The 22,622-nt window shown below is 72.6% G+C and carries 15 protein-coding genes and 1 tRNA gene; 10 read left to right on the top strand and 6 right to left on the bottom strand.

Annotated features, from left to right (window positions below; translation table 11 throughout):
* Window positions 1-125 precede the first annotated feature (125 nt).
* The 3 genes from ACFW47_RS14520 to ACFW47_RS14530 are packed head-to-tail and all read left to right on the top strand — an operon-like array spanning window position 126 to window position 9,582.
* Window positions 126-3,821 (top strand): AAA domain-containing protein, encoded by a 3,696-nt coding sequence (locus tag ACFW47_RS14520; RefSeq protein ID WP_386278020.1) that lies wholly within the window; start codon window positions 126-128, stop codon window positions 3,819-3,821.
* Complete coding sequence (locus ACFW47_RS14525) at window positions 3,818-7,105, top strand: hypothetical protein (RefSeq protein WP_386278022.1); 3,288 nt, start codon at window positions 3,818-3,820, stop codon at window positions 7,103-7,105. Before ACFW47_RS14520 ends, ACFW47_RS14525 begins: the two co-directional genes overlap by 4 nt.
* Window positions 7,102-9,582, top strand: coding sequence for a sensor histidine kinase (locus ACFW47_RS14530; protein WP_386278024.1), 2,481 nt, complete (start codon window positions 7,102-7,104; stop codon window positions 9,580-9,582). Before ACFW47_RS14525 ends, ACFW47_RS14530 begins: the two co-directional genes overlap by 4 nt.
* 13 nt (window positions 9,583-9,595) lie before the next feature.
* Here the strand turns inward: ACFW47_RS14530 and ACFW47_RS14535 are convergent, their stop codons facing one another.
* On the bottom strand, window positions 9,596-10,804 hold the full coding sequence (locus tag ACFW47_RS14535; protein ID WP_386305950.1) for a hypothetical protein: 1,209 nt from the start codon (window positions 10,802-10,804) through the stop codon (window positions 9,596-9,598).
* A gap of 184 nt (window positions 10,805-10,988) precedes the next feature.
* On the opposite strand from ACFW47_RS14535, the gene ACFW47_RS14540 reads away from it, so the two are divergent.
* A complete protein-coding gene (locus tag ACFW47_RS14540; protein ID WP_386278028.1) occupies window positions 10,989-12,260 on the top strand; it encodes a S1 RNA-binding domain-containing protein in 1,272 nt (423 codons plus the stop codon).
* A 114-nt stretch (window positions 12,261-12,374) separates the two neighbouring features.
* Here ACFW47_RS14540 and ACFW47_RS14545 read toward each other — a convergent pair.
* Window positions 12,375-12,448, bottom strand: a tRNA-Pro gene (locus ACFW47_RS14545).
* A 99-nt stretch (window positions 12,449-12,547) separates the two neighbouring features.
* Here ACFW47_RS14545 and ACFW47_RS14550 point away from each other — a divergent pair.
* The 3 genes from ACFW47_RS14550 (at window position 12,548) to ACFW47_RS14560 (ending at window position 16,079) form a co-directional block, all read left to right on the top strand.
* Window positions 12,548-13,099 carry a DUF309 domain-containing protein gene (locus tag ACFW47_RS14550; RefSeq protein WP_386305951.1) on the top strand — a complete coding sequence of 184 codons (552 nt, stop codon included), beginning with the start codon at window positions 12,548-12,550 and terminating at the stop codon, window positions 13,097-13,099.
* A gap of 49 nt (window positions 13,100-13,148) precedes the next feature.
* Entirely contained in the window at window positions 13,149-13,922 is a 774-nt protein-coding gene (gene cobF, locus ACFW47_RS14555; RefSeq protein ID WP_386278032.1) for a precorrin-6A synthase (deacetylating), read from the top strand.
* Window positions 13,923-14,009: 87 nt separating this feature from the next.
* Entirely contained in the window at window positions 14,010-16,079 is a 2,070-nt protein-coding gene (locus tag ACFW47_RS14560; protein ID WP_386305952.1) for an MDR family MFS transporter, read from the top strand.
* A gap of 22 nt (window positions 16,080-16,101) precedes the next feature.
* Here ACFW47_RS14560 and ACFW47_RS14565 read toward each other — a convergent pair whose 3' ends face one another.
* From ACFW47_RS14565 to ACFW47_RS14580, 4 genes are all read right to left on the bottom strand, one after another.
* Window positions 16,102-16,866: a cobalt-precorrin-6A reductase gene (locus ACFW47_RS14565; protein ID WP_386305953.1), complete on the bottom strand. Its 765-nt coding sequence runs from the start codon at window positions 16,864-16,866 to the stop codon at window positions 16,102-16,104.
* Between the two features lie 45 nt (window positions 16,867-16,911).
* Complete coding sequence (locus ACFW47_RS14570; RefSeq protein WP_386305954.1) at window positions 16,912-17,703, bottom strand: sulfite exporter TauE/SafE family protein; 792 nt, start codon at window positions 17,701-17,703, stop codon at window positions 16,912-16,914.
* A 74-nt stretch (window positions 17,704-17,777) separates the two neighbouring features.
* Window positions 17,778-19,289 carry a long-chain fatty acid--CoA ligase gene (locus tag ACFW47_RS14575; RefSeq protein ID WP_386278041.1) on the bottom strand — a complete coding sequence of 504 codons (1,512 nt, stop codon included), beginning with the start codon at window positions 19,287-19,289 and terminating at the stop codon, window positions 17,778-17,780.
* A gap of 59 nt (window positions 19,290-19,348) precedes the next feature.
* Window positions 19,349-20,536, bottom strand: coding sequence for a thiolase family protein (locus tag ACFW47_RS14580; protein WP_386278043.1), 1,188 nt, complete (start codon window positions 20,534-20,536; stop codon window positions 19,349-19,351).
* A gap of 146 nt (window positions 20,537-20,682) precedes the next feature.
* Here ACFW47_RS14580 and ACFW47_RS14585 point away from each other — a divergent pair, with 146 nt between their 5' ends.
* The 3 genes from ACFW47_RS14585 (at window position 20,683) to ACFW47_RS14595 (ending at window position 22,586) form a co-directional block, all read left to right on the top strand.
* Window positions 20,683-21,492, top strand: a complete 810-nt coding sequence (locus tag ACFW47_RS14585; protein WP_386278045.1) for an alpha/beta hydrolase — start codon at window positions 20,683-20,685, stop codon at window positions 21,490-21,492.
* Between the two features lie 108 nt (window positions 21,493-21,600).
* Window positions 21,601-21,933, top strand: a complete 333-nt coding sequence (locus tag ACFW47_RS14590; protein ID WP_386278047.1) for a DUF3140 domain-containing protein — start codon at window positions 21,601-21,603, stop codon at window positions 21,931-21,933.
* A 2-nt stretch (window positions 21,934-21,935) separates the two neighbouring features.
* Window positions 21,936-22,586, top strand: coding sequence for an endonuclease (locus tag ACFW47_RS14595; protein ID WP_386305955.1), 651 nt, complete (start codon window positions 21,936-21,938; stop codon window positions 22,584-22,586).
* Window positions 22,587-22,622: the final 36 nt, after the last annotated feature.

Raw genomic sequence — 22,622 nt, forward strand, 5'->3', positions numbered from 1 at the left:
GGGCTGGGCCACCTGCTAGCACGCGAATCGTCCACCCGCACGGGTCTCTTCCGAAACGGGGCCAAGCGGGCACTCCGTCCGCCATACTGCAGACACGCGCAGTCGGGGAGCTTGGGGGCGTCACTGTGGCGGCGATCGATGACGCGAAACGACTGATCCGGTACTTCTGCTGCGACGAGCGGACAGCTCGCTACGGCCCCTACGAGACCGTTGTCCTCGGCGGTGACCCCGACGTCCGGGAGGTGCTGCCCGGCCAGCTGTACGCCTGCCAGCTCCTGGACGGCGACGCCCTCTCCGCGCGGATCGTCGACGTGTCCGTGCACCTCGGCCTGTCCGATCTGGGCGGTCTGATGTGGGATCAGGAGGTCAGGGCGTTGTCCCGGCTCTCCGGGCTCGCGCACCCCGCCCTGCCCGAACTGCTCGGCGGCGGGTACCAGGAGCGGGAGGCGGTCGAGGCGGCCGGCGTCTTGCGGGACGGCGCCGCCTTCGTCGCCACCGAGGGCTCCGACTACACCCTGGCCGTGTACGGCACGGTCGCCTTCCGGCAGGACCGTGTGGAGGCGCTGCGCCAGTTCGAGCACCTCGCCGACGGTCTCGCCGTCCTCCACGACCTCGGACTCGCCCACCGCAACCTGTCGCCGGACAGCGTGGACGTCGTCGACACCCACCTCGGCAGCCCACGGCTGAGACTCGCCCGGTTCGAGATGAGCGCCTTCGTCTCCAGCCTCCTCGGCGGCGGGCCCACCCTCGACTCGCAGACCGCGCCCGGCACGCTGCGCCGCCTCTTCCTCAGCGGCGGGCCCGGCTCCCTGGCCTACATGCCGCCCGAAAGATGGCGCTTCCTGCTGCCCCTAGACGAACGGTCGACGGCGCCCCACGAGAACGCCACCGGCGACGTGTACAGCCTCGCGGTCATGGCCTGGGAGTGGTTCGTCGGCCCGTTGCCCGCCGGCCTCGTCCCCCACCGGCTGCCCGAGACCGAGGAGGAGCGCCGGTCCGCCCACGACCAGCTCGAACGACTTGGGGACCATCTCCACACCGGTCTCGCCACCGCCGACGTGCCCCGTGATCTCGGCGCGCTGCTGCGGCGGATGCTCGACTCCGACCCCGACGCCCGTCCCACATCCACCGAGGTCGTCAACGAGCTGAGCGACGCCCACGACAACAATGTCGTCGGTCTCGGCGGCCCCGGCAGCGACGTGCCGTACCTGCTGGCGTTCATGCCCGACAAGAGCGACGAGACCCTGGGCCGCTGGGAGTGGCTGACCTTCGACGCGGACACCGACGAAGGCATCCGTGAGACGGCCGAACTCCTGCGCGCGGACTTGAAGAAGGCCACCGTGCTCTTCTCGGAGGACGGCGCGGACCCCTTCGTGGGCGGCGGGTCCACCGAGGCCAAGCGGCTCGCCACCACCGTCCTCGTCGGGGAGCGTGCCCTGTGGTTCGGGCAGCTCCTGCGACCGCCCAACACCGGGCACGGGCTCGGCGAGCCCATGCCCGAGGTCCTGGTCATCAAGTACGTCGCACAGCGCGACGCGCACGCCGTCAACGATCGCCTCAGGAGCCTGGAGAACGCCGTACGGTCCCGGTCCGTTCCCGAGGTCCAGCCCATCGACTACCGGATGCCGCTGATCCGGCTGAACGCTCTGCGCCGCGACCGCCCGTCCTGGCAGGCTCTCGTCGAAACCATCAGACCGGTCGGGTCCAAGTCCGAGGCACAACTCGACTACCAGCGGGCCATCGACTGGCTCCTGGAGTACCAGGGCGTCGAGCTCCAGGCCCGCCGGTACCCCTTCCGCACCGACCCCGCCGGTGAACACGGACGGGGCGAGGAGATCCTCGTCCACTGGGACCGCGAGCGGGACCGCGACCGGATCTACCGGCGGGCGCTGCTCGCCAAGTACGCCCGGGACGCCGACCTCCGGCCCTCCTTCGGGGACTTCTTCGGCCGGCTGGAGAACGAGGAGAGCGGCAGCTCCGAGGTGGAGGTCTACGACAGCGACAGCGACCGCAAACCCGGCAGTGTTCAGGGCGTCCTCGCCCACGTGGTGCGGCGGGAAGGCCAGGACCGGGTCGTACTGCGCCGCAAGCCCGGGCAGCCCAGGCTGCCCTCCCGGGGATGGATGCGTCCGGCCGACGACGTGGGCACGGAGGTCGTCCTCAGACGCCAGGTCGACGCACGCTTCGAACTCTTCGCGCTCGCCCCCCTCACCTCCCGGCTCCGCAACCCCACCGCGATCAGGACCCTCCCCAACCGGTGGAAGGACGCCGGCGAGGGCCTGCTCGAAGGCGGCCGGGAAGCGGTCCGGGACATCCTCACCCACCAGCCGTTCTTCGCCCTTCAAGGGCCTCCCGGGACCGGCAAGACCACCGTCACCTCACGGGCGGTCGCCGCCTACCTGAAGCAGGAGCCGACCCACCGTATCCTGGTCTCCGCCCAGTCGAACTTCACCCTGGACAACCTCGCCGCGCGCATACTCAAGGACATCGGTGCCCGCGACGACGACGGGCCCACCGACCGGTTCACCGACGTGCCCATCGCCCTGCGCATGGTCTCCCAGCGCACCACCCCCGACGAGACCGTCCGGCCGTGGCTCCGCGACGAACTCGTGGTGCGGCGCTCCCGGCAGATGCGTAAACAGGTACAGGCCCTGCTGGAGGGCGGCATCGACGGCGACGTGCGGCCGGTCCTGCAGGACTGGCATGACCTCCTCGCCCAGCGGGACGGGCACTCCATCCTCCCGGAGCTGGGCGACCGGCTCCAGCGCGGCGCCAACATCGTGTTCGCGACCTGCGCCACCGCCACCCCGCGCAACATAGGCACCGCCGGCGGCGCCTCGGCCTTCGACTGGGTGATCGTCGAGGAAGCCGCCAAGGCCTGGCCGACGGAACTCGCCATCCCTCTGGTGCGCGGCACCCGCTGGACCCTGATCGGCGACCATTTCCAGCTGCCCGCCCACCGCCGTGACGAAGTAGTGCGCTTCCTGGACTCCTGCGTCGGCGACCCCAACGCCGGCATCGCCGTCGCCGGTGACCAGCGGCAGAAGTACGTCGAGGCGTTCGACCTGTTCCGTAACCTCTTCGTCGAGCGGCCCGGTCCGCGGGAGCGGCCCGTGGCGATGCTCTCCACCCAGTTCCGGATGCGCGAGCCCATCGCCCAGGTCGTGAGCCGCGTCTTCTATCCCCGCGCCCTCGAATCCGGCGAGAGCGTCCCCGACGACGGTCTGAAACCCGGCGGACTCGCCACCCACCACGACGAACGGCCGTCCCCGCTGCGGGCACCCCACTGGCTGAAGGGGCGGGCCCTGGTGTGGGTGGACACCGCCCGGCTGACCGGGTGTGCCGAGGAACCCCACTGGCGCAACGAAGGGGAGGCGGCGGTCGTCCATGCCGTCGTGCGGTCCCTCGACCCCGAACCGGTCCCCGGCCGGCACGGCTACAGCGCCGAACCTCTCGCCGTGCTCACGCCCTACCGGCTCCAGGCCGAGGAACTCCGCCGTGACGTCAGCCTCGCCAAGTACGTGCAGACCGTGCACGCCTTCCAGGGCCGCGAAGCCGACATCGTCGTCGTATCACTCGTACGCAACCGGGTCCGGGGCACCGGCAGCGCCGCGGAGAGCTACGGGCATCTCGCCCGCCGCGACCTCATCAACGTCTTGTTCTCCCGTGCCAGACGCCTGCTCGTCGTCGTCGGCGACTACGGGCACTTCGCACGCTTCCACGACGACAACGACCCGTTCTGGCCCGAGGTCTGCCAGGCCGTCGACCACTACGGACACGTCTACGACGCCGCGACCGTCCTGCCCGAGGTGGTGCGTTGAACAGCGTCACGACCATCTACGTGCCCTGCGACGTCGTCAGGGTCAACGTGAAGATGGACTACGGCGACACCCTGTCGCCCGTCGAGGAACTCGTCCTGCGCGCCATCCACGCCGGTCTGGACGACGTGCGGCAGCTCGTCGAGCACCTGCACCTCGGCAGCCGGCTCGTCCGCGATCTCGTCTACGACCTGTGGCGGCAGGGCTATCTCACCGCCAACACGGCGGAAAGCACCGTCGCGGTCTCCCGTTCCGTCGCTCAATGCCTGCGGGACGGCGACCTCAAGCGGCTGCGCGGCGCCGAGAGCGTGCAGGAGACCCGCGACCTGATGATCGAGAAGCTGACGCTGCGGGTGCTGCCCGCCTCCGGCTGGTCGAAGGTGCCCAACTCACGGTTCGCCGTGCCGCTCGACGGCCTGCGGGTGAGTCTCTCCGAGGCACCCGAAGCCCACATACTCCAGGCGCTGCGCGAGTCGCTGCGCAGGGACGAACGGCGCCGTCAGGCCCCGGCCGACGGCAGCAGCACGCCGGCGATCGCGCCCCGCGCCCGGCACATCCACTCGTACCGGATTCCACCGCCCGGACTGCGGTCCGCCACCGGACGGCGGTGGATCGACGTCAAGGTGGCCTCCCACTGGGACGACGACGGCGAGTGCCTCACCGTCACGGTCGTCGACGACCGCATCCCTGCGGAGTTGCGCGAAGGCGCCTCACAGCGGCTCACCCAGCTGGCCGTCGAACGACCCCGCGATCCCGTCTTCGTGGAACTGCGGCGGCAGGCGCAGACCACCCTCGCCGAACCCCCCACCGCCCCGAAGGCCCTCGACCGGCTGGCCCGCCGGGTCGCCCAGGCGCCCGACATACCGGCCGGCCAGCGCCGGGCCTGGCACCAGGAACTCGCCGACGACGCGCGGCAGCTGGACGGGCTGCTGCGGTCCCGCGTCGAACGGGAGATCGAGGTCCGCCTCGTCGACACCGCGGACCAGGCCCGCACCCTGGACGACCTCGTTCGCGAGGCACGGCACCAGTTGGTCGTCGTCAGCCCCTGGATCCGGTACCGCGCCCTCGGCCGTCACCTCGAAGCCCTCAACGCCGCCGTCAAGCGCGGCGTGACCCTCGTCCTCGTCTGGGGGCCGGGCGCCGACAGCGAGTACGACGACACATTCGACGATCAGACACGCAACGCCCTGGAGGACCTGGCCCGCAGCTCCGGCGGCGAGGTCCTGCGCCAGGTCGTCCTGCCGCGCACCAGTAGCCGTACGCACGCCAAACTTGTCGTCGCCGATCACCACACCGCGTTCGTCACCAGCCGCAACCCCCTTTCCTCCGACGGTTCCCGAGCGGAACTCGGCGTGGAGCTCACCGCCCGCGACGGCATCGGCGAGACCGTCATCCGCGAGCTCCTCGACTGGGTGCGCACCGCCGTGCCCTCCTACGAGCACAGCCGGACGGTCCGCACCCGCCCCCTGGACAAGCCGGCGGTTCCGACACCGGGCGGCGCGGACCGCCAGGCCCCGCCGCCCCTGGCCATCGAACCGCCGGACGACGACTCGTCCGCCGAGACTGCCGTGCGCCTCTGGGCCGGTGACTGGCAAGCGCATGTGGCCCACTGCCGGGAGTTCCTCGGCGGACGCGTGCTTCCCTCGGTCCGGCCGGTCACCGACAGCGCCCACCGCACACTGCTGCGCACCGCGCTCGTCCGGTCCCGGTACCAACTGGTCATCGCGTCCGGGGGGTTGTCGGACGAGGCCGTCGACCAGGCGTTCCTCACCGATCTGCGGGAATGCCTGGAACGGGGGGTACGGGTGACGCTCGTCCACCCCGGCCCGCCGGAAAAGGTCCGGGCCCGCGACCACTGGCAGCGGGCCCATGCCGAACTGACTGCTCTCAGCGAAGTCTTCCCCGACCTGCTCAGCGTCAAGGGATTGGGGAACAACCACGCCAAAGTGCTCGTCTGGGACGACGAGGCCGTCGTCGGGAGCTTCAACTACCTCTCGTTCGAGGGCCGCTACGGCCGTCGGCGGCAGTCGTCCGAGCTGAGCGTGCGGCTGACCGGTCAGGCGGTGGCCGACGCCGTCGCCCGGGCCCTTGGCGCGGTCCCCGCGGACCGGCCGGAACCAAAGACCGAACCGCCGGCCGCCCCACCGGGTCCCGCCTTCCGCGGCGCGCGGCTCCTGCTGGTGCAGCGGCGCCAGGACGGCTCACCCGACGCCGACGGCGTCCGTCGCGTTCTGGCCGAGACCGCCGCACCCTGGGATATTCTGGACAGCCTCGGCGAGGACGGTCCCGCCGACCTGCTGCGCATCGCCGTCGCCCGGTGTCTGAACGAACCCGCGGTGCCCGCCGACGCCGAACACCGCCGCCGCTGGTCCGAATGGCTCCTGCAGGAACGCTGGCAGGAGCGCGCCTACGTCCAGGCCGCCGTCCTGCGCCACGTCCTGCCCGATCCGGACCTGCGCCCCCGGCCGAACCTGGCCCTCCTCGCCGCGACCCGGGGCACCCCACGAGTGACGGAGGCCGTCGAGAGCCTCGTGTTGTCCGTCATGATTCCCGCCGAGATGCCGCCGACCCTGCTCGCCGCGGTCGGCGCGGTCCTGTTCCGGGGCAGCCAGGGCGCCGCCGACGCCCTGAGCGAGTTCCTCGCCGACAGCGCCGAGGGCATCTGGCTGGCACTCGCCGAGCGCACCGGCCAGTACTGGCGGGACAGCTACGTGCCGGTGCCGATGGAACTCGTCCGCAGCGACCTGCGCAGCACCAGCACGGACCGGGCGCGGATACACGCGTGGGAGGCGCTGGAACGCCTGCTCGACCACGCCCGTGCCTCCACCTTCGAGAACACGCTCAGCAACCGCACCCACCGCGCCCTGTTCGACCGGGAGTCGGGAGAGTTCGCGGTGCTCTCCGACATCGTCGCCGCGCGGGCCCCGGCCCGGCTCGCCGCCTGGCGGTCGGCACCGGCCCTGCAGGACCTGACGCGGCTCGTGGAACGGGTCGGCGCCGACGTCTCCCCGGGGCACCCGCCGATGCACGGCGACCACCTCAAGCGGTATTTGAAGCGGCTCGAGCCCGTCCTCGACCAGACGGCGGCGGTGCTGCGGCTGTCCACGGACGGCGATGCCCGGCCACGCGACCGGCACGTGGCGGCGGCGGAGGAGTTCGGCGGCTGGCTGGCCATGCGCTGGGAGGCACTGTGCGAGGCGACGGCCGCGCTGCCCGGGCCCGAGGGACGGCTGGCGGACGCCTTCTTGGAGGACCTGGAGGAACTGGCCCGCTGGAGGGCGTCATGACCGAGCCGCTGCTGTCCGTCCTCGCCGAGTGGCCCGGACGCTGGCGCCATCCGGACCTCGCCGACGCCTTCTCCGGTGAGCGGCACGGCACGCTCGACGAGGCCGCCGCACATCTGCTGGCCGGGCTCGCCGACCCCCTGAGCACCACCGAGGGCGTCGAGAGGCTCCTGGAGCGGGGCGACTTCGAGCTGGTGGACGAGTTCCTGGCCGAGTGCGCCGCCGACGGGCACGCGCTCAAGGACATCGACCCGGTGGACACCGCCCGGATCAGGGAGGCACTGGCCGAGGCCCGTCGCGCCGCCCGCGCCGAGGCGGAACGCGACCTCGCGCTGCTCGCCGAGCGGGCCGGCCGGGCCGGCCTCGAGTCGCCCGTCCTGCCCGGTGTCCTCGACGAGGTGAACCGCCGCACGTCCCGCGCGGCCGAACTGCTGAAGCGGGAACGGGAGAACAGGATCGTCCCGGCGGAGCGGATGCTGCGCGAACAGCTGGAACGGCGACTGACCGAACTCCCCGACGACCGGGTCGACCGCCAGGCTGTGCGGGACTGCCTGAAAGCGGGCGAGTTCCCCGCGGCCAGGCTCCTGCTGGAATCCAACCACCTCGAGCAGGAGAACGGCGGCCCGGCCGCGGTGCCCCGCCCGCCGCTGTGGGACTCCGCGCTCGGCAGTCGGCTGGACGACATCCTCCCGCATTACACGACCGACGCCCGGGCCCGGGCGGACCTGAGGCTGCGGCGCTTCACCGACGTCGACGACACCGGCCGCGAGACCGTACGGGCGCTGCGGGAACTGGCCGCCCGGCCGGACACGTCGTCCGCGGGAGCGTTCGCAGGCGCCCTGTGCCGGCTGCTGGGCGAGGACGTCCGGCTGCCCGTGGTCGAGCGCGACGGCGGTTTCCGTACGGCGTTCGTCGGGCTGCACGACGCCCGGCTGCCCCGCACCAGCCTGCACCGGGAGACCGGTGCCGTCCTGTGGATCGCCGACGAGGGCGCCCCGCCCCCGGACGACCTGGAGCGGCCCCTGGTCTGGTTCCGCACCACCGGTCAGCAGCGCGAACCCGCCGGCCGCCCCGACGGCGTGGCCGTCCTCACCGCCACGGACCTGCTGCGCCTGCTCGCCCGGCCCGCGCCCGGCACTCCCGAGGGCCCGGCCACGCGCCGCGTGAACCTGCTGCGGATGCTCGTGCCCCAGCTCGGTACTGCGGCGATGTCCGATCCCGAAGCCGGCATCGCGCTCGGCCGCGGCGTCTCCGCGCGAGAGGGACTGGCCTGGCTCCTCGACCTGCTCGCCGTGTCGGCGGAGGCGGTGGTCATGGACACCCTGCACTACGAGACGGGAGCCCACCCGGTGATCCTTGCCCGTCTTCTGGGCGGCCTGCTGTCCCGGCTGCCGTCCCCGAGGACCCTGACGCTCACCGCGCTGGCCACCATCCGCAACCCTCGCACGCGTGACGACCTGCGCGCCGTGCTGACCGCACCCCTGCGCCTGAACGAGGGCGCTGTGCTCGGCATGGCGTACGCGCTCCATCCGCGAGTCGCGTTCCAGGCCGCGGACCTGGCGGCGGACATGACGTTCTTCGACGTCCCCACGGAGTTCACGGCGGAGACGATGCGGCTGCTCGACGTGGACGCCGCGCTCGCGCAGCTCGTCTCGTACGGGCTGCTGTCCACCGACGGCGCCTCCTGGACGACCCTCGGTTCGGGTGTGGGACGACTGCTCGCCGAGGAGGCCGAGGAACTGGCCGACAGCTCCCTGCGCGCCTTGCTGGCCAGGGTGGAACAGGCCGACGCGCACGCCCGGGTCGCGCTCACCGACCAGGCGATGACCGTGATCGGCCATCGCAACGACAACCGTGTCGCGAGCATCCTGGACGATCTGGCCCGGCTGGAGGCCGCGCTGCCGCCGGAGTCCCGTGACGTGCTGGACCGGCTCCGGGACCGGGCGACCCAGTTTCGCAGGGAGCACTACCAGGACGCCGTGGCCGGCTTCCTGCGGCCGGCCGAACGGGGGAACCTCGTGGAGACCGTCCAGGAGGTGACAACCGCCGTCCAGCACGAGTACGGCGTGCAGATCGACGTGTGGCCGCCCGACCCGGCACCGCTGCCGGTCCACGCCGTGAAGGCCTACGTCAAGATCGCGGTCGAGAATCTGCTGATCAACGCGGCGCAGGCGCTGCGCACGGTGGACGACAACGGAGAGCCGCGCATCGTGGTGCGACTGCGCGGCACCGACCGCGGGCCCGGAGACGGCGAGCCCGCCCCGTGGTGCACCATCGACGTGGAGGACAACGGTCCCGGCCTGACCGAGGAGGAGCGCGCCGCGCTGCGGGTGGGCCGCACCTTCTCCCGCAACGGCAGTGGGGGGTCGGGGCTGGCGCTGGCCCGCAAGCTGGTGCGGGAGTGCCGAGGCAGGATCGACATCCTGGAGCGCTCGCCGCTGGGCGGCGCTCATCTGAAGGTCTGGCTGCCGCTGGTCTGACCGGCCGGGCGGGTCACGGACGCCAGGTGTCGCGGAAGTCCCGGACCGCGCGCCGGGCTTCGGGCAGGGTGCCGGTCTTCAGCCGACGCGCGGCCGCCTCGGCCTCCGCCTCGCACTGTTTCAGCCGCGTGTGGTTGTGCTCGGGCGAGGGGTAGCTCAGCCGCCGCCGGGCGTGGAAGTGTGCGGTCTCCAGCGTGGCGGCCAGCCGCTCCCGTACATGGGTGTCCTCGTCCGAGGTGAGCTGCGCGGCGGCGGCACGGATGGCAGGAGCGTTGAAGGCGCCGTAGCCCTTGTAGACGATCTGGAGCAGCCGGTAGCGCTTCTGCTGGACGGTGCTCTCCTGCCGGAGGTTGCCCGCCGGAGGGGCCATCGTCATCACCGAGGCCGGGATCTCGGTGTGGCGGCGCAGCCAGTCGGCGATCTGGTAGCCGTCGTGGTCGCGGAAGGTGTCCGTGAGGTGCAGGTCGATGAGCGCGCCGTGCACGGAGAGGATCTCGTCCCGGTGCTCCTTCAGCTGGCGCTCCCAGTCCGCCAGGTCCGTGACCCGTACGCAGTCGTAGGCGTCCAGCAGGTCGACGATCTGGTCCATGTTCTGATCCTCGACGACGAGGAGCCGTTTGCGTTCCAGCCGGGCGAGGTCCGCCCGCAGCAGCTGGCCGGCCGGGTCGTCGGGGAACAGGTCCAGGAACTCTGCCAGCTCGGGCACCGACGTCAGGTCCGTGGCGCGCACGTGCCTGAGCAGGGCGCCGCGGCCCTTCAGATGACGGTTCCACAGCAGCCGTGCCACCTGCGGGTGGTGCAGGAGCGGATCGCCGGTCCAGTGCGCCATGAGAGCGGACAGCCGGCCGGCGTCCGGGCGGGACGGCAGGTCCCGCAGCCCGGCCATGAAGTCCTCCGCGTCGACCCGGACCCGTGTGAAGTCGAGCGTGTAGGGGTCAGCCGCGCCCCGTCCCCGCTCCGGAATGGGCAGCCCCAGCCGGCGCAGCTCAGTGACGTGCTGCTCCAGGGCGTTGAGCGACTTGATACCCCGTCGGCGGCCGTCCGGGCTGAGCACCGACCCGAGCAGCCGCTGCGGATCGAGCCCCCGTCTGCCCGCCGCCGCGAGGCAGACCAGAACCGCGCATCTCAGTCCCCTGGGTGGCGCTTCGAGCAGCACACCGTCGCGCCACACCGTCAACGGACCCAGTACCTGGATTCTCCAGATCTCCCCCGAAAGACCCATGAACACACCGTAGTCGCCGACGACGCCACGCTGAGCGTTTTCGCCGCAACCGCCCGCGTCCCGTCGGAATCTCAGCGGGCACGCGTCCCGAATCGCCGTCTGGGCCGACATTTTTGGTCCTGAGGGTTACCGGCGCGACATGCCGCCGGTGACCGACGGTCGACGAGAACCAGAGGTGACCACCATGCACGAAGTACGACTGACCCGCGACGAGCAGCCCATCGAAGGCAACGTCATGGTCATCGCCCCCTTCGGCAAGAAGACCCTGCCCGACGGCACCACCTTCGACTTCGACTGGCTGTACACGGACGTCATCGGCCCCACCGTCACCGAAGCCGGCATGACCCCGGTCCGCGGCGACTCGGTGTACGGCCCGGCGTCCGTGCTGAACGTCGTCTGGCGGGCCATCCAGCAGGCCGAGCTGATCGTCGTCGACTTCTCCTGCCGCGCCCCGAACGTGGCGATGGAGTACATGGCGGCCAAGCTCATCGGCAAGCGCATGATCTACCTCGCCCAGTCCGCGGACGACATCCCGAGCGACGTCCGCGGGCTGCGGTACATCCCGTACAGCAACCTGTACGCCGACATGTCCCACATGCGCGAGGAGCTGCGGGTCCAGCTGCAGGCGGTGCGGCAGGAGCCCGTCCAGGAGATGGCCCTCATCCCCATGGCCACCAAGGGCACCGTCCCGGCGCGGGCGCGCGTGGTGTCGGTCAGCCGGGAGTTCGCGGTGGTCCGGGCCGACGACGGAACCCACGGCGTGCTCGGGCACGACGACGTCGACTGGTCGCGGATCGTGGCCGACATGACCCGCCTGTACGCGGTGGGCGACGTCCTCGACGGCGCCTTCGAGCTCCAGCCCACCGGGGGCGCCAAGTACACGCTGATCGCGGGCCGTCCGAACCCGTGGCAGGCCCTGGCGGCCGGCCACCCCGCCGGGCACCGGTTCACGGCGGCCGTGCACAGCGTGCGGGACGCCGGTGTCTTCGTCCGCGTCACCGACGACATCAACGGCCTGGTGCCGCGCAGCACCCTGCCCGAGGGCGTCGAGGTCAACCCGGGCGGCCAGGTCGACGTGAGCGTCGTTGACGTCGACGTGCGCCGCCGCCGGATCACCCTCCGGCTGCACGAGCGGCTCCCGGTGCCCACCCCGATCCGGAAGCAGGCCTCACCGCCCGGCCTCCGGCCCGGCGACCGCCTGGAGGGCCGCGTGCACAAGGCCGTGCCGGAGGACAAGGGCGGCTACATCCTGCTCAAGGTCGCGGGCCGCGCACGTCCGGTGCTGCTGCACTGTTCGGCGATGAGCGAGGACCTCCGGCAGGACCTCAACGCGGGCGAGGTCGAACGCGACGAGGTGATCGACGTGGAGGTCGTCTCGGTCGACGGCGCCCGGGACAAGGTTCTGGTGCGGGACGTGCCGGAGGAGGAATCCGACGAGGTGGGTGACGCGGCCTGACCCGCGCCCGCGCACCACACGGGTGAGGCCGCTCGCCCCGGCAATCTGCGGAAAATGATCAAGGGCCGGTTTCGGAAACCTCCGAAACCGGCCCTGACCTGCGACTGTCTCCAGTCGGGACGACAGGATTTGAACCTGCGACCCCTTGACCCCCAGTCAAGTGCGCTACCAAGCTGCGCCACGTCCCGGTGTGCTCACGCGCGGTGCACCGCGCGATCACGCGGACAGCACTTTACCTCACCGGCCGGGCCACGCCTAAGCGGGCACCGGCGAGGGACAATCGGCGCATGGACAGCCCTGCCGACAGCCCCATGGACAGCACGACGGACCGTACGGCCTCCGGCCGCGCGGTGGACGCGCGGGACCGCGACGACGAGGGGCGGGCGCGCAACGCCAGGCCCCGGGACGGGCTCGGCCGCCCGCTGCCGTACGGCACGGACGGTGTGCCCCGCCAGCCGGAGGGTGTCGTGCGGGAACCGGAGGAGACGGTGGCCGAGGCCCAGCGGCTGCTGGACGAGGGGAAGCCGTTCCACGCGCACGAGGTCTTCGAGGACGCCTGGAAGTCGGGGCCCGAGGAGGAGCGGCAGCTGTGGCGGGGGATGGCCCAGCTGGCCGTCGGGCTCACCCACGCGGCCCGCGGCAACGTGACGGGCGGCGCCAGGCTGCTGCGGCGTGGCGCCGGGGCCGTGACGGACTGGGCGGCGCCGGGGGCCGGGCGGGGGCGGCCGTACGGGATGGACCTGGGCGGGGTCGCCGAGTGGGCCCGCGCGCTGGCGGGCGAGGTGGAGGGCGGCGCGTCCGTGGACGCGGGGGCGCGGGCGCCGCGGCTGCGGGGCTGAGGGGCGGCCCGGCGGGGGCGTTGTCAGTGGCGTGCGGCAGACTCGTGGCGTGCGGACAATTCATGTGATCGGTATCGGCGCGGGCGACCCCGACCAGCTCACCCTGCAGGCGGTCAGGGCGCTGCGGAGCACGGACGTGTTCTTCGTCCTGGACAAGGGCGAGGTGAAGGCCGACCTGGTGCGGCTGCGCCGGGACATGCTGGAGACGCACGTACCGGAGGGAACGTACCGGATCGTCGAGGCGCGCGACCCCGAGCGGGACCGGCGCGCGGGCGGAGCGGACTACTCCCCCGCCGTCGGTGACTGGCGCAGCGCCCGTGCCGGCATCTACGAGCGGATGATCGCCGAGGAGCTGGGCGAGGACGAGAGCGGGGCCTTCCTGGTGTGGGGCGACCCCGCGCTGTACGACAGCACGCTGGGCATCCTGGAGGAGATCCTGGAGCGCGGCACGGTGGCGTTCGAGTACGACGTCGTGCCGGGCGTCAGCAGCGTCTCCTCGCTCGTCGCCAGGCACCGCACGGGGCTGAACCGGGTGGCGCGGCCCGTGCAGATCACCACCGGGCGGCGGCTCGCGGAGGGATTCCCGGAGGGGGTGGACGACGTCGTGGTGATGCTCGACGCCCACCAGGTCTTCCGGCAGTACGCGGACCAGGACATCCACATCTACTGGGGCGCCTACCTAGGCACCCCGGACGAGATCCTCGCCTCCGGCCCGATCGCCGAGGCCGCGCCCCGCATCGAGCGGCTGCGCGCCGAGGCCCGGGAGCGCAAGGGCTGGATCATGGACACGTACCTGCTGCGGCGCAACCCCGGCGACGGCTGACCGGGCCGGGCGCGGCCCGAGCGGCGACCGTACCCGGGCGGACCGCCCCCGCATGCGTGGCCCGTGCACGGGTGTGATCGTGACCGTGTGACAGTCGCCGAGGAAACGCCCCGGACCGCCGCCCAGCCGCCCGTGCTGGACAAGCGCCGCCGCAACGTCGTCTTCGTCACGATCATGCTGGGCATGCTGCTCGCGGCCCTGGACCAGACGATCGTCGGCACCGCGCTCCCGACGATCGTGTCGGACCTGGGCGGCGGCGAGCACATGTCCTGGGTGGTGACCTCGTACCTGCTCGCGGAGACCGTGGCGACGGTGCTGGTCGGCAAGTTCGGCGACATGTTCGGCCGCAAGGTCGTCTTCCAGGTCTCGGCGGTCGTCTTCATCACGGGTTCGTTCCTGTGCGGACTGGCCACCAGCATGCCGCTGCTGATCATCTGGCGGGCGATGCAGGGCGTCGGCGCGGGCGGTCTGATGGTCACGTCGATGGCGCTGATCGCGGACGTCATCCCGTTGCGCGAGCGCGGCAAGTACCAGGGCGCCATCGGCGCGGTGTTCGGGGTGGCGACGGTCATCGGCCCGCTGCTGGGCGGGCTGTTCACCGACCACCTGTCCTGGCGCTGGGCGTTCTACGTCAACGTGCCCATCGCGATCGTCGTGGTCATCGCCGCCGCCCGCACCATCCCGGTGGTGAAGTCGGCCGCCCGGCCCGTCATCGACTACCTGGGCATCGCCCTGGTGGCGGTGGGCGCGAGCGCCCTGATCCTGGCGACCAGCTGGGGCGGCAACGAGTACGCGTGGGGCTCTGCGGTCATCATCGGCCTGTTCGCGGGCGGGCTGATCGCGCTCGGTCTGTTCTGCCGGGCGGAGACCCGCGCGGCCGAGCCGATGCTGCCGATGCGGCTGTTCTCCAACCCGGTGTTCACGGTCTGCTCGGTCCTGAGCTTCATCGTCGGCTTCGCGATGCTCGGCGCGCTGACCTACCTGCCGACCTATCTGCAGTACGTCGACGGCGACTCGGCCACCGTCTCGGGCGTGCGGACGCTGCCCATGGTGGCCGGTCTGCTGATCGCCTCGGTCTTCAGCGGCAGTGTGGTCAGCAGGACCGGCCGGTACCGGGTGTTTCCGATCGCGGGCACGCTGGTGATGGGCGTCGGCCTGTACCTGATGTCCCTGATGGGGCCGTCCACGGGAGCGTGGCTGGAGTCGCTGTACATGTTCGTGCTGGGCACGGGCATCGGCCTGTCCATGCAGGTGCTGACCATCGCCGTGCAGAACACCGTCGACTACGCCGACCTCGGCACCGCGACCTCCGGCGTCACCTTCTTCCGCACGCTGGGCAGTTCCTTCGGCACGGCCGTCTTCGGCACGATCTACGCCAACACGCTCACCCCCAACCTGCGCGACGGCGTCACGGCCGCCGTGGGCACCGGCACCGCGGATCCGGCAGTGATCGGCAGGGCGGCGACCAGTCCTGAGGGTGTGCACCGCCTGCCGCCCGAGGCGTCGGTGCCGATCGTGGGCGCGTACACGGACACCATCCAGACCGTGTTCCTGTGGACGGTGCCGGTCGCGGCGCTCGGCCTGGTCGTCGCGCTGTTCCTCAAGCAGGTGCAGTTGCGCGACAGCGCCCGGCTGGGCTCCACCGACATGGGCGAGGGCTTCGCCTCACCGCACGACGCCGACAGCAGACGGGCGCTGGAGGCCTCCGTAGGCAAGATCATCGGCAGTACCGAGCTGGACAGCGCCCGGCGGATCATCGCGGACAGCGACACCCGGCTCGACGTCGCGGGAGCGTGGGCCGTGATGCAGGTCGAGCTGTTCACACGGCTGGTCGGGCACGCCAGCCTGGGGCTGATCGCCGCTCGGCGCCGGGTGCCGCCCGAGGTACTGCTGCCGGTCTTCGACCGGATGGTGGAGGAGGGTTTCCTGACCCGTCACGGCTCCCTGCTCTCGCACACCGAGGCGGGCGCCCGTGAGGCCCTGGTCATCGGCCGGGCCTGGGCCGCCTGGCTGGAGGACCGGGTGGAGCAGGACGTGGGCCGGCCCACCGACGCGGACCTGCGGGCCGCGGTCGACTCCATCGCCAAGCGTCTGCTGGTCGAGGACCTGAGCCGCGGCCTGCCGGAGCGCGTGCGGCAGCCTGCCGCGACCCGCTGAGGGGGCTGAGCGCGCCGGCCGGTCACGGCCCGGTGAGACCCAGCCCTTCCAGTCGCTCCAGCACCGCCCGGACGTCGGACACCACGGGCACGCCGTCCGGCAGCGGGGGTCTGCGGACCACGACCACCGGCAGGGCGAGGTCCCGGGCCGCCGTCAGCTTGGCCGCGGTGGCCGCTCCCCCGCTGTCCTTGGTGACCAGCACGTCGATGCGGTGCTCGCGCAGGAGGGCCGTCTCGTCGGCCACCGTGAAGGGGCCGCGGGCCGTCAGGACGCGGATGTCCGGCGGCCGTGGCGGTTCGGGGGGCTCCACCGAGCGGACGAGGAAGTGGAGGGCGGACAGGTGCGCGAAGGCGGCGAGGCCCAGGCGGCCGGTGGTGAGGAAGACGCGGTCGCCGAGGTGCGGCAGCAGGCCGGCGGCCTCGGCGAGCGAAGCGACCGGGTGCCAGTCGTCGCCGGGGCCCGCCTGCCAGCCCGGGCGGCGCAGGAGGACGGCGGGGGTGCCGGTGGCCGCCGCGGCCTGTGCGGCGTTCGACGTCATGCGCTCGGCGAAGGGATGGGTCGCGTCGACGAGGGCGTCCACCCGCCGCTCCCGCAGCCAGGCGGCCAGCCCCTCGGGTCCGCCGAAGCCACCGGTCCGCACCTCCCCGGCGAGGGTGCCCGGGCGGGTCACCCGTCCGGCGAGGGAGGTGGTGACGCGGACGCCCGGCCGGGCCGCCAGGTCGGCGGCCAGGCGGCGGGCCTCGGTGGTGCCGCCGAGGATCAGCACGTGCGGTGACGGACGGGACATGGGCCGAGAGTACGGCCCCTCGGCCGGGCCGGGACCCCGGCCCCCTCAGGGCAGCAGCAGTTCCAGGCCGCCCACCACCGTCGCCGCGATGACCAGGCGCTCGAACAACCGCTGGTTGATGCGGGTCACAGCCCATCTGCCGATGAACGCGCCGGGTACCACGAACACCACGAGCGCCGCGTCGAGGAGCAGCGAGCGGCCGTCGATCAGGCCCAGGCCGGCGCTGAAGGGCAGCTTGGACACGTTGACGATCAGGAAGAAGAAGGCCGACGTGCCGAGGAAGCCGAGCTTGCGGAAGCCCGCCGAGAGGAGGTACATCGACATCACCGGGCCGCCCGCGTTGGCGACCATGGTGGTGAAACCGCCCAGGACGCCGTACGAGCGGGCCTTCACGCGCCCGGTCCGCGGGGTGACCGCGTCGGGCTTCCCGTCCGCGCCGGGTCGCCCGTCCGGGTCGGCCTGCCGCCGGCGCCACACCGTCACCCCGGCCATCACCAGCAGGATCACGCCGATCGACATCCTGACGACCGCGTCGTCGGCCCACACCAGGAACACGGTGCCCACCACCACGCCGGCCCCCACCGCCGGGAACAGCCGCCACAGCGTGGGCCAGTGCGCGTGGCGCCGGTAGGTGAGGACGGCGAGGACGTCGCCGGCGATGAGCACCGGCAGCAGGATGCCGGTGGAGGCACGGGCCGGCAGCACCGCCGCGAAGATCGCGAGACTGACCGTGTTGGCGCCGCTCACGGCGGTCTTGGAGAAGCCGACGAGGAAGGCGGCGAAGGCGAGGGCGGCGAATTCCCAGCCGGTGAGGTGCCACAGCGTCATGGTGTCCATTGCGGGCACCGATGCTATGCGCACCCCCACCGGCGTCGTAAGCACCGTCTCGCCGTACGGGCCTTAACGGGCCGTCAGCGGGGCGCGTACCGGGCCCGCAGTTCCCGCTTCAGCACCTTCATGCTGGGCCCCAGCGGCAGCTCCCGCGCGAACTCCACGCGGCGCGGGTACTTGTACTTGCCGAGGTGCTGCTTGGACCACTCGACGACCTCGGCGGCCTCGGGTGCCGCGTCGCCGGCGGGGACGACGACCGCGCACACCTCCTCGCCGTGCAGCTCGTCCGGGAGGCCGATGACGGCGACCTGCGCGATGCCGGGGTGGCGCATCAGCACCTCCTCGACCTCGCGTGGATAGACGTTGTAGCCGCCGCGGATGACAACGTCCTTCTTCCGGTCGACGATCCGCAGGAATCCCTCGTCGTCCTTGGTGCCGAGGTCCCCGGTGCGGAACCAGCCGCCGACCAGCGCCTCGGCGGTGGCCTCGGGGCGGCCGAGGTAACCGGAGAAGACGTTGTGGCCGCGTACGACGACCTCGCCCAGTTCCCCCGGCGGCAGCAGCTCGATGGCGCCCTCGACCTCCGCGCGGGCGATCTCCACGTCCACGCCCCACAGCGGGTGGCCGATGGTGCCGGGTTTGGCGCCGAACACCGGCTGGTTCACCGCCGCCGCCGGGGACGTCTCCGACAGCCCGTACCCCTCGTAGATCCTGGCGCCGAACGCCTCCTCGAACCGCTCCAGCACGGCGACGGGCAGCGAGGCGCCTCCGGAGACGCACACCCGCAGGTCGGGCAGGGCGTCCGCGTCGGCCGCGGCGGCGGCGAGGGCGACGAACATGGTCGGCACGCCGTGGAAGGTGTTGACCTTCTCCGCCACCATCAGCCCGATCGCGCGCGCCGCGTCGAAACGGGGCAGCAGGACGAGGGTGGCGCCCGCGCGCCAGGTGGAGTTGAGGGAGACGGTCTGGCCGAAGGCGTGGAACAGCGGCAGGGCGCCGAGCGCGATGTCGTCGGGCCGGATGTCGTTGGCGTCGAAGGCGTTGACGGTCGCGTTCATCACCAGGTTGAAGTGGCTGAGCACGGCGCCCTTGGGGACGCCCGTGGTGCCGCTGGTGTAGAAGACGACGGCCGGGTCGTCGGCGTCGCGGGTGACGTAGGAGGGCAGCGGCTCGGCGTCGGCGGCGAGTTTGCCCAGCTCGTCGCCGAGGGTGATCATGCGTACGCCCGTCCGCCGCGCGGCGGCGGCTCCGGTCTCCGCCTGGGCCGGGTGGCACAGCAGCAGGGTCGCGCCGCTGTCCCGCAGCACGTGCTCGACCTCGGTCGGCGACAGCAGCAGGTGGACCGGCACGACCACGCCTCCGGCGGCGGCGATCGCGTAGTACGCCTGCGGGAAGTCGGCGGTGTTCGGCGCCATCAGGGCCACCCGGTCCCCCGGCCGCACGCCCAGGCCGGTGAGGGCGCCGGCCTGGGCCCGGGCCCGCTGCCACACCTCGGCGAAGGTCAGCCGCAGGTCGCCCTCGACCAGTGCCTCCTTGTCCGGGCGGCGCCGTGCGTTCTCGGCGAGGATGGCGGCGACGGAGAGGGTTGCCATGGATGTTGCTCCGTTCCTTGCGGCGGCTCTGCGAGGGGTGGGTGGCGTCGTGGCTGCGGCTACTGCCGTTCGACCAGCACCGCGCTGCCCTGCCCCACGCCGACGCACATCGTGGCGAGCCCGCGGCCCGCGCCCGTGCGGCGCATGCGGTGGAGCAGGGTGGTGAGGATGCGGGCGCCGGAGCAGCCGAGCGGGTGGCCCAGCGCGATGGCGCCGCCGGCGGGGTTGACCAGGTCGGGGTCGATGCCGAGCTGGTCGACGCAGGCGAGGGCCTGGGCGGCGAACGCCTCGTTGAACTCGGCCGTCTCGAGGTCGCCGACGCTCCAGCCGGCGCGGGCCAGGACCTTGCGGGTGGCGGGGACCGGGCCGATGCCCATGACGTCCGGGTGCACACCGGCGGAGCCGCCGGCGACGTACCGGCCCAGCGACTCGAGGCCCAGTTCGTTCAGTGCCTCCTCACTGACCAGGAGGAGTCCGGCGGCGCCGTCGTTCATCGGGGAGGCGTTGCCCGCGGTGACCGTGCCGCCGGCGCGGAAGACCGGTTTGAGGCGGGCCAGCTTCTCGACGGAGGTGTCCTCGCGGACGCACTCGTCGGTGTCGACGACCACGCCGTCGGGGCGCTCGACCGGCAGGAGTTCGCCGTCGAAGTGGCCGTTCTTGCGGGCCTCGGCGGCCAGGCGGTGGCTGCGCAGAGCGAACTCGTCCTGCCGCTCACGCCCGACGCCGTACCGCTCGGCGACCTCCTCGGCGGTCTCGCCCATGGCCAGCAGGCCGTGCAGTTCCTTCATCGCCGGGTTGACCAGGCGCCAGCCGAGCCGGGTGTCGGCGGTCTCGACGCGGTGCGGCAGGGCCTCGTCCGGGCGGGGCAGCACGAAGGGGGCGCGGCTCATCGACTCCGAGCCGCCGGCGAGCACGATGTCGGCCTCGCCCGCGGCGATGGTGCGGGCGGCGGCGGTGACCGCCTCGAGGCCGGAGGCGCACAGGCGGTTCACCGTGGCGCCGGGCACGGAGTCGGGCAGGCCGGCGAGCAGGGCGGCCATGCGGGCGACGTTGCGGTTGTCCTCGCCGGCCTGGTTGGCGGCGCCCCAGTAGACGTCGTCGACGCGGGCGGGGTCGAGGGCGGGGACGTCCGCCACCAGGCCCCGGATCACGGCGGCGGCGAGGTCGTCGGGGCGCACGGTGGACAGGGCGCCGCGGAGCTTGCCGATCGGGGTGCGGCGGGCGGCCGCGAAGTGGACGGGGCGCACGGGGGACTCCTGACCGTCGCTCGGCCGCCGCGGGGCGGACCGACAGGTTACCGGCTTAATTAGCACTGCTAGTTTTGGACTATAGACCTCCGGGCGCCTCCCTGGGAAGATCCCCCGTGACCGTCACCGACGCAGCCGGAGGAGACATGACCGAGGCCCGCGAGCACGATCTGACCGGAACGCGGGGACGGCTCACCGCCCGTGAGTGGCCCACCGAGCGGCCCGCGTACGTGGCCCTGCTGGTGCACGGCTACGGCGAGCACATCGGCCGCTACGAGGAGGTGGCCGGCGTGCTGACGCGGCACGGGGCCGCCGTCTACGGCGTGGACCACGCCGGTCACGGGCGCTCGGACGGAGAACGGGTGCTGATCCAGGACTTCGAGGACGTGGTCACCGACGTGCGCACCGTGGCGGAGCGGGCCCGGGGCGACCACCCCGGCCTGCCGGTGGTCATGGTCGGGCACTCGATGGGCGGCCTGATCGCCTCCCGCTACGCCCAGCGCCACCCCGGCGAGCTGACCGCGCTGGTGCTGTCCGGGCCGGTCATCGGCGACTGGGAGCTGCCGCGCACCCTGCTCGCCCTGGACGAGATCCCGGACAAGCCGATCAGCCCGTCCGCCCTCTCCCGGGACCCGGCGGTCGGCGCGGCGTACGCGGCGGACCCGTTGGTGTGGCACGGGCCGATGAAGCGGGCGACGGCCGAGGCGTTCGTGCGGACCCTGGACACCGTGGCCAAGGGCGGTGACGTCGGCCCGCTGCCCCTGCTGTGGGTGCACGGCGACGACGACCGGCTGGTGCCGCTGCCCGGCAGCCGTCCCGGCGTTGAAGCGCTCAGCGGTGGCGACCTCACCGAGCGGATCTACCCGGGCGCCCGGCACGAGTTGTTCAACGAGACGAACCGGGCGGAGGTCTTCGCGGACGTCACGCGCTTCCTGGACGTCGTGCTCGCCCGCTGAGCGGCCGGGCGTCCGGGGGCCGCAGGGCTGCCCACCGGGGCGTTTGCCCCGCTGTGCCAGGGGCACCCGCGCCGCGTACGCATGCACCACGACCGACGGAGGGGCACCATGGCCGACGCCCTCGAACTCGACGCGCTGTGGGAGGACTTCCACCGCGTGGTGAACATGACCTCCGCGGAGCTCGCGGACTGGCTCCGGGTGCGTGACTCCGGCGAGCTGACCGAGCCGCTGCCGGACGACGCCGGGCCGCCGCTCGGGCAGCACGTGCTGGCGATCCTGCAGAAGCGGCGCACGGACCTGACCGAGGACGATCTCCGCGCGATGCGCAAGGTGGTGGACACCGTGACGTCGCAGACCGACCTGGAGAACGAACCGCGGGCCGAGGACAGCCGCCTCAGGCACCGCCTCATGACGGTCGGGCACGACCCACTGAAGCCGTAGCCGTGGGCCGGGACCAGGAAAGCGTCGTACGGGAACTGGTCGACGCGCACGGGCAGACGTACGCGGAGGAGGCGGGCATCGGGCTGAAGGACACCCCGCAGCCGCTGTACCGGCTGCTGGTCCTCGCCCACCTGCTCAGCGCCCGCATCCGCGGCTCGATCGCCCTGGCCACCGCCCGAGCCCTCCAGGAAGCCGGGCTCAGCGACCCCCGCCGCATGGCCGACGCGGACTGGCAGGAACGGGTGGACGCGCTCGGCCGGGGCGGCTACCGGCGTTACGACGAGCGCACCGCCACGCAGCTCGGCGAGGCCGCGGAACTGCTGACCGAGCGGTGGGGCGGGGACCTGCGCCGCCTGCGGGCGGAGGCGGGCGGCGAGATTCCCGAGGTGCGACGGCTGCTCCAGGAGTTCCCCGGGATCGGTCCGGCCGGCGCGGACATCTTCCTGCGCGAGGCCCAGCGGGTCTGGCCCGGGGCGGCACCCTACCTGGACCGCAAGGCCCTCCAGGGCGCGGAGCGCCTGGGTCTGCCGAAGGATCCCGACCGGCTGCTGGACCTGGCCGGCGAGACGGAACCCGCGGTCCTCGCGGCCGCGCTGGTGCGGGCCTCGGTGGACAAGGACGTCGCCCAGGACACCCTCGACCGCGTCGGCTGACCGGCCGGCGCCGGGTCACCCGAACAGCCGCGTGCG

It is taken from the genome of Streptomyces sp. NPDC058796 (genome assembly GCF_042745235.1).
Classification (GTDB): domain Bacteria; phylum Actinomycetota; class Actinomycetes; order Streptomycetales; family Streptomycetaceae; genus Streptomyces.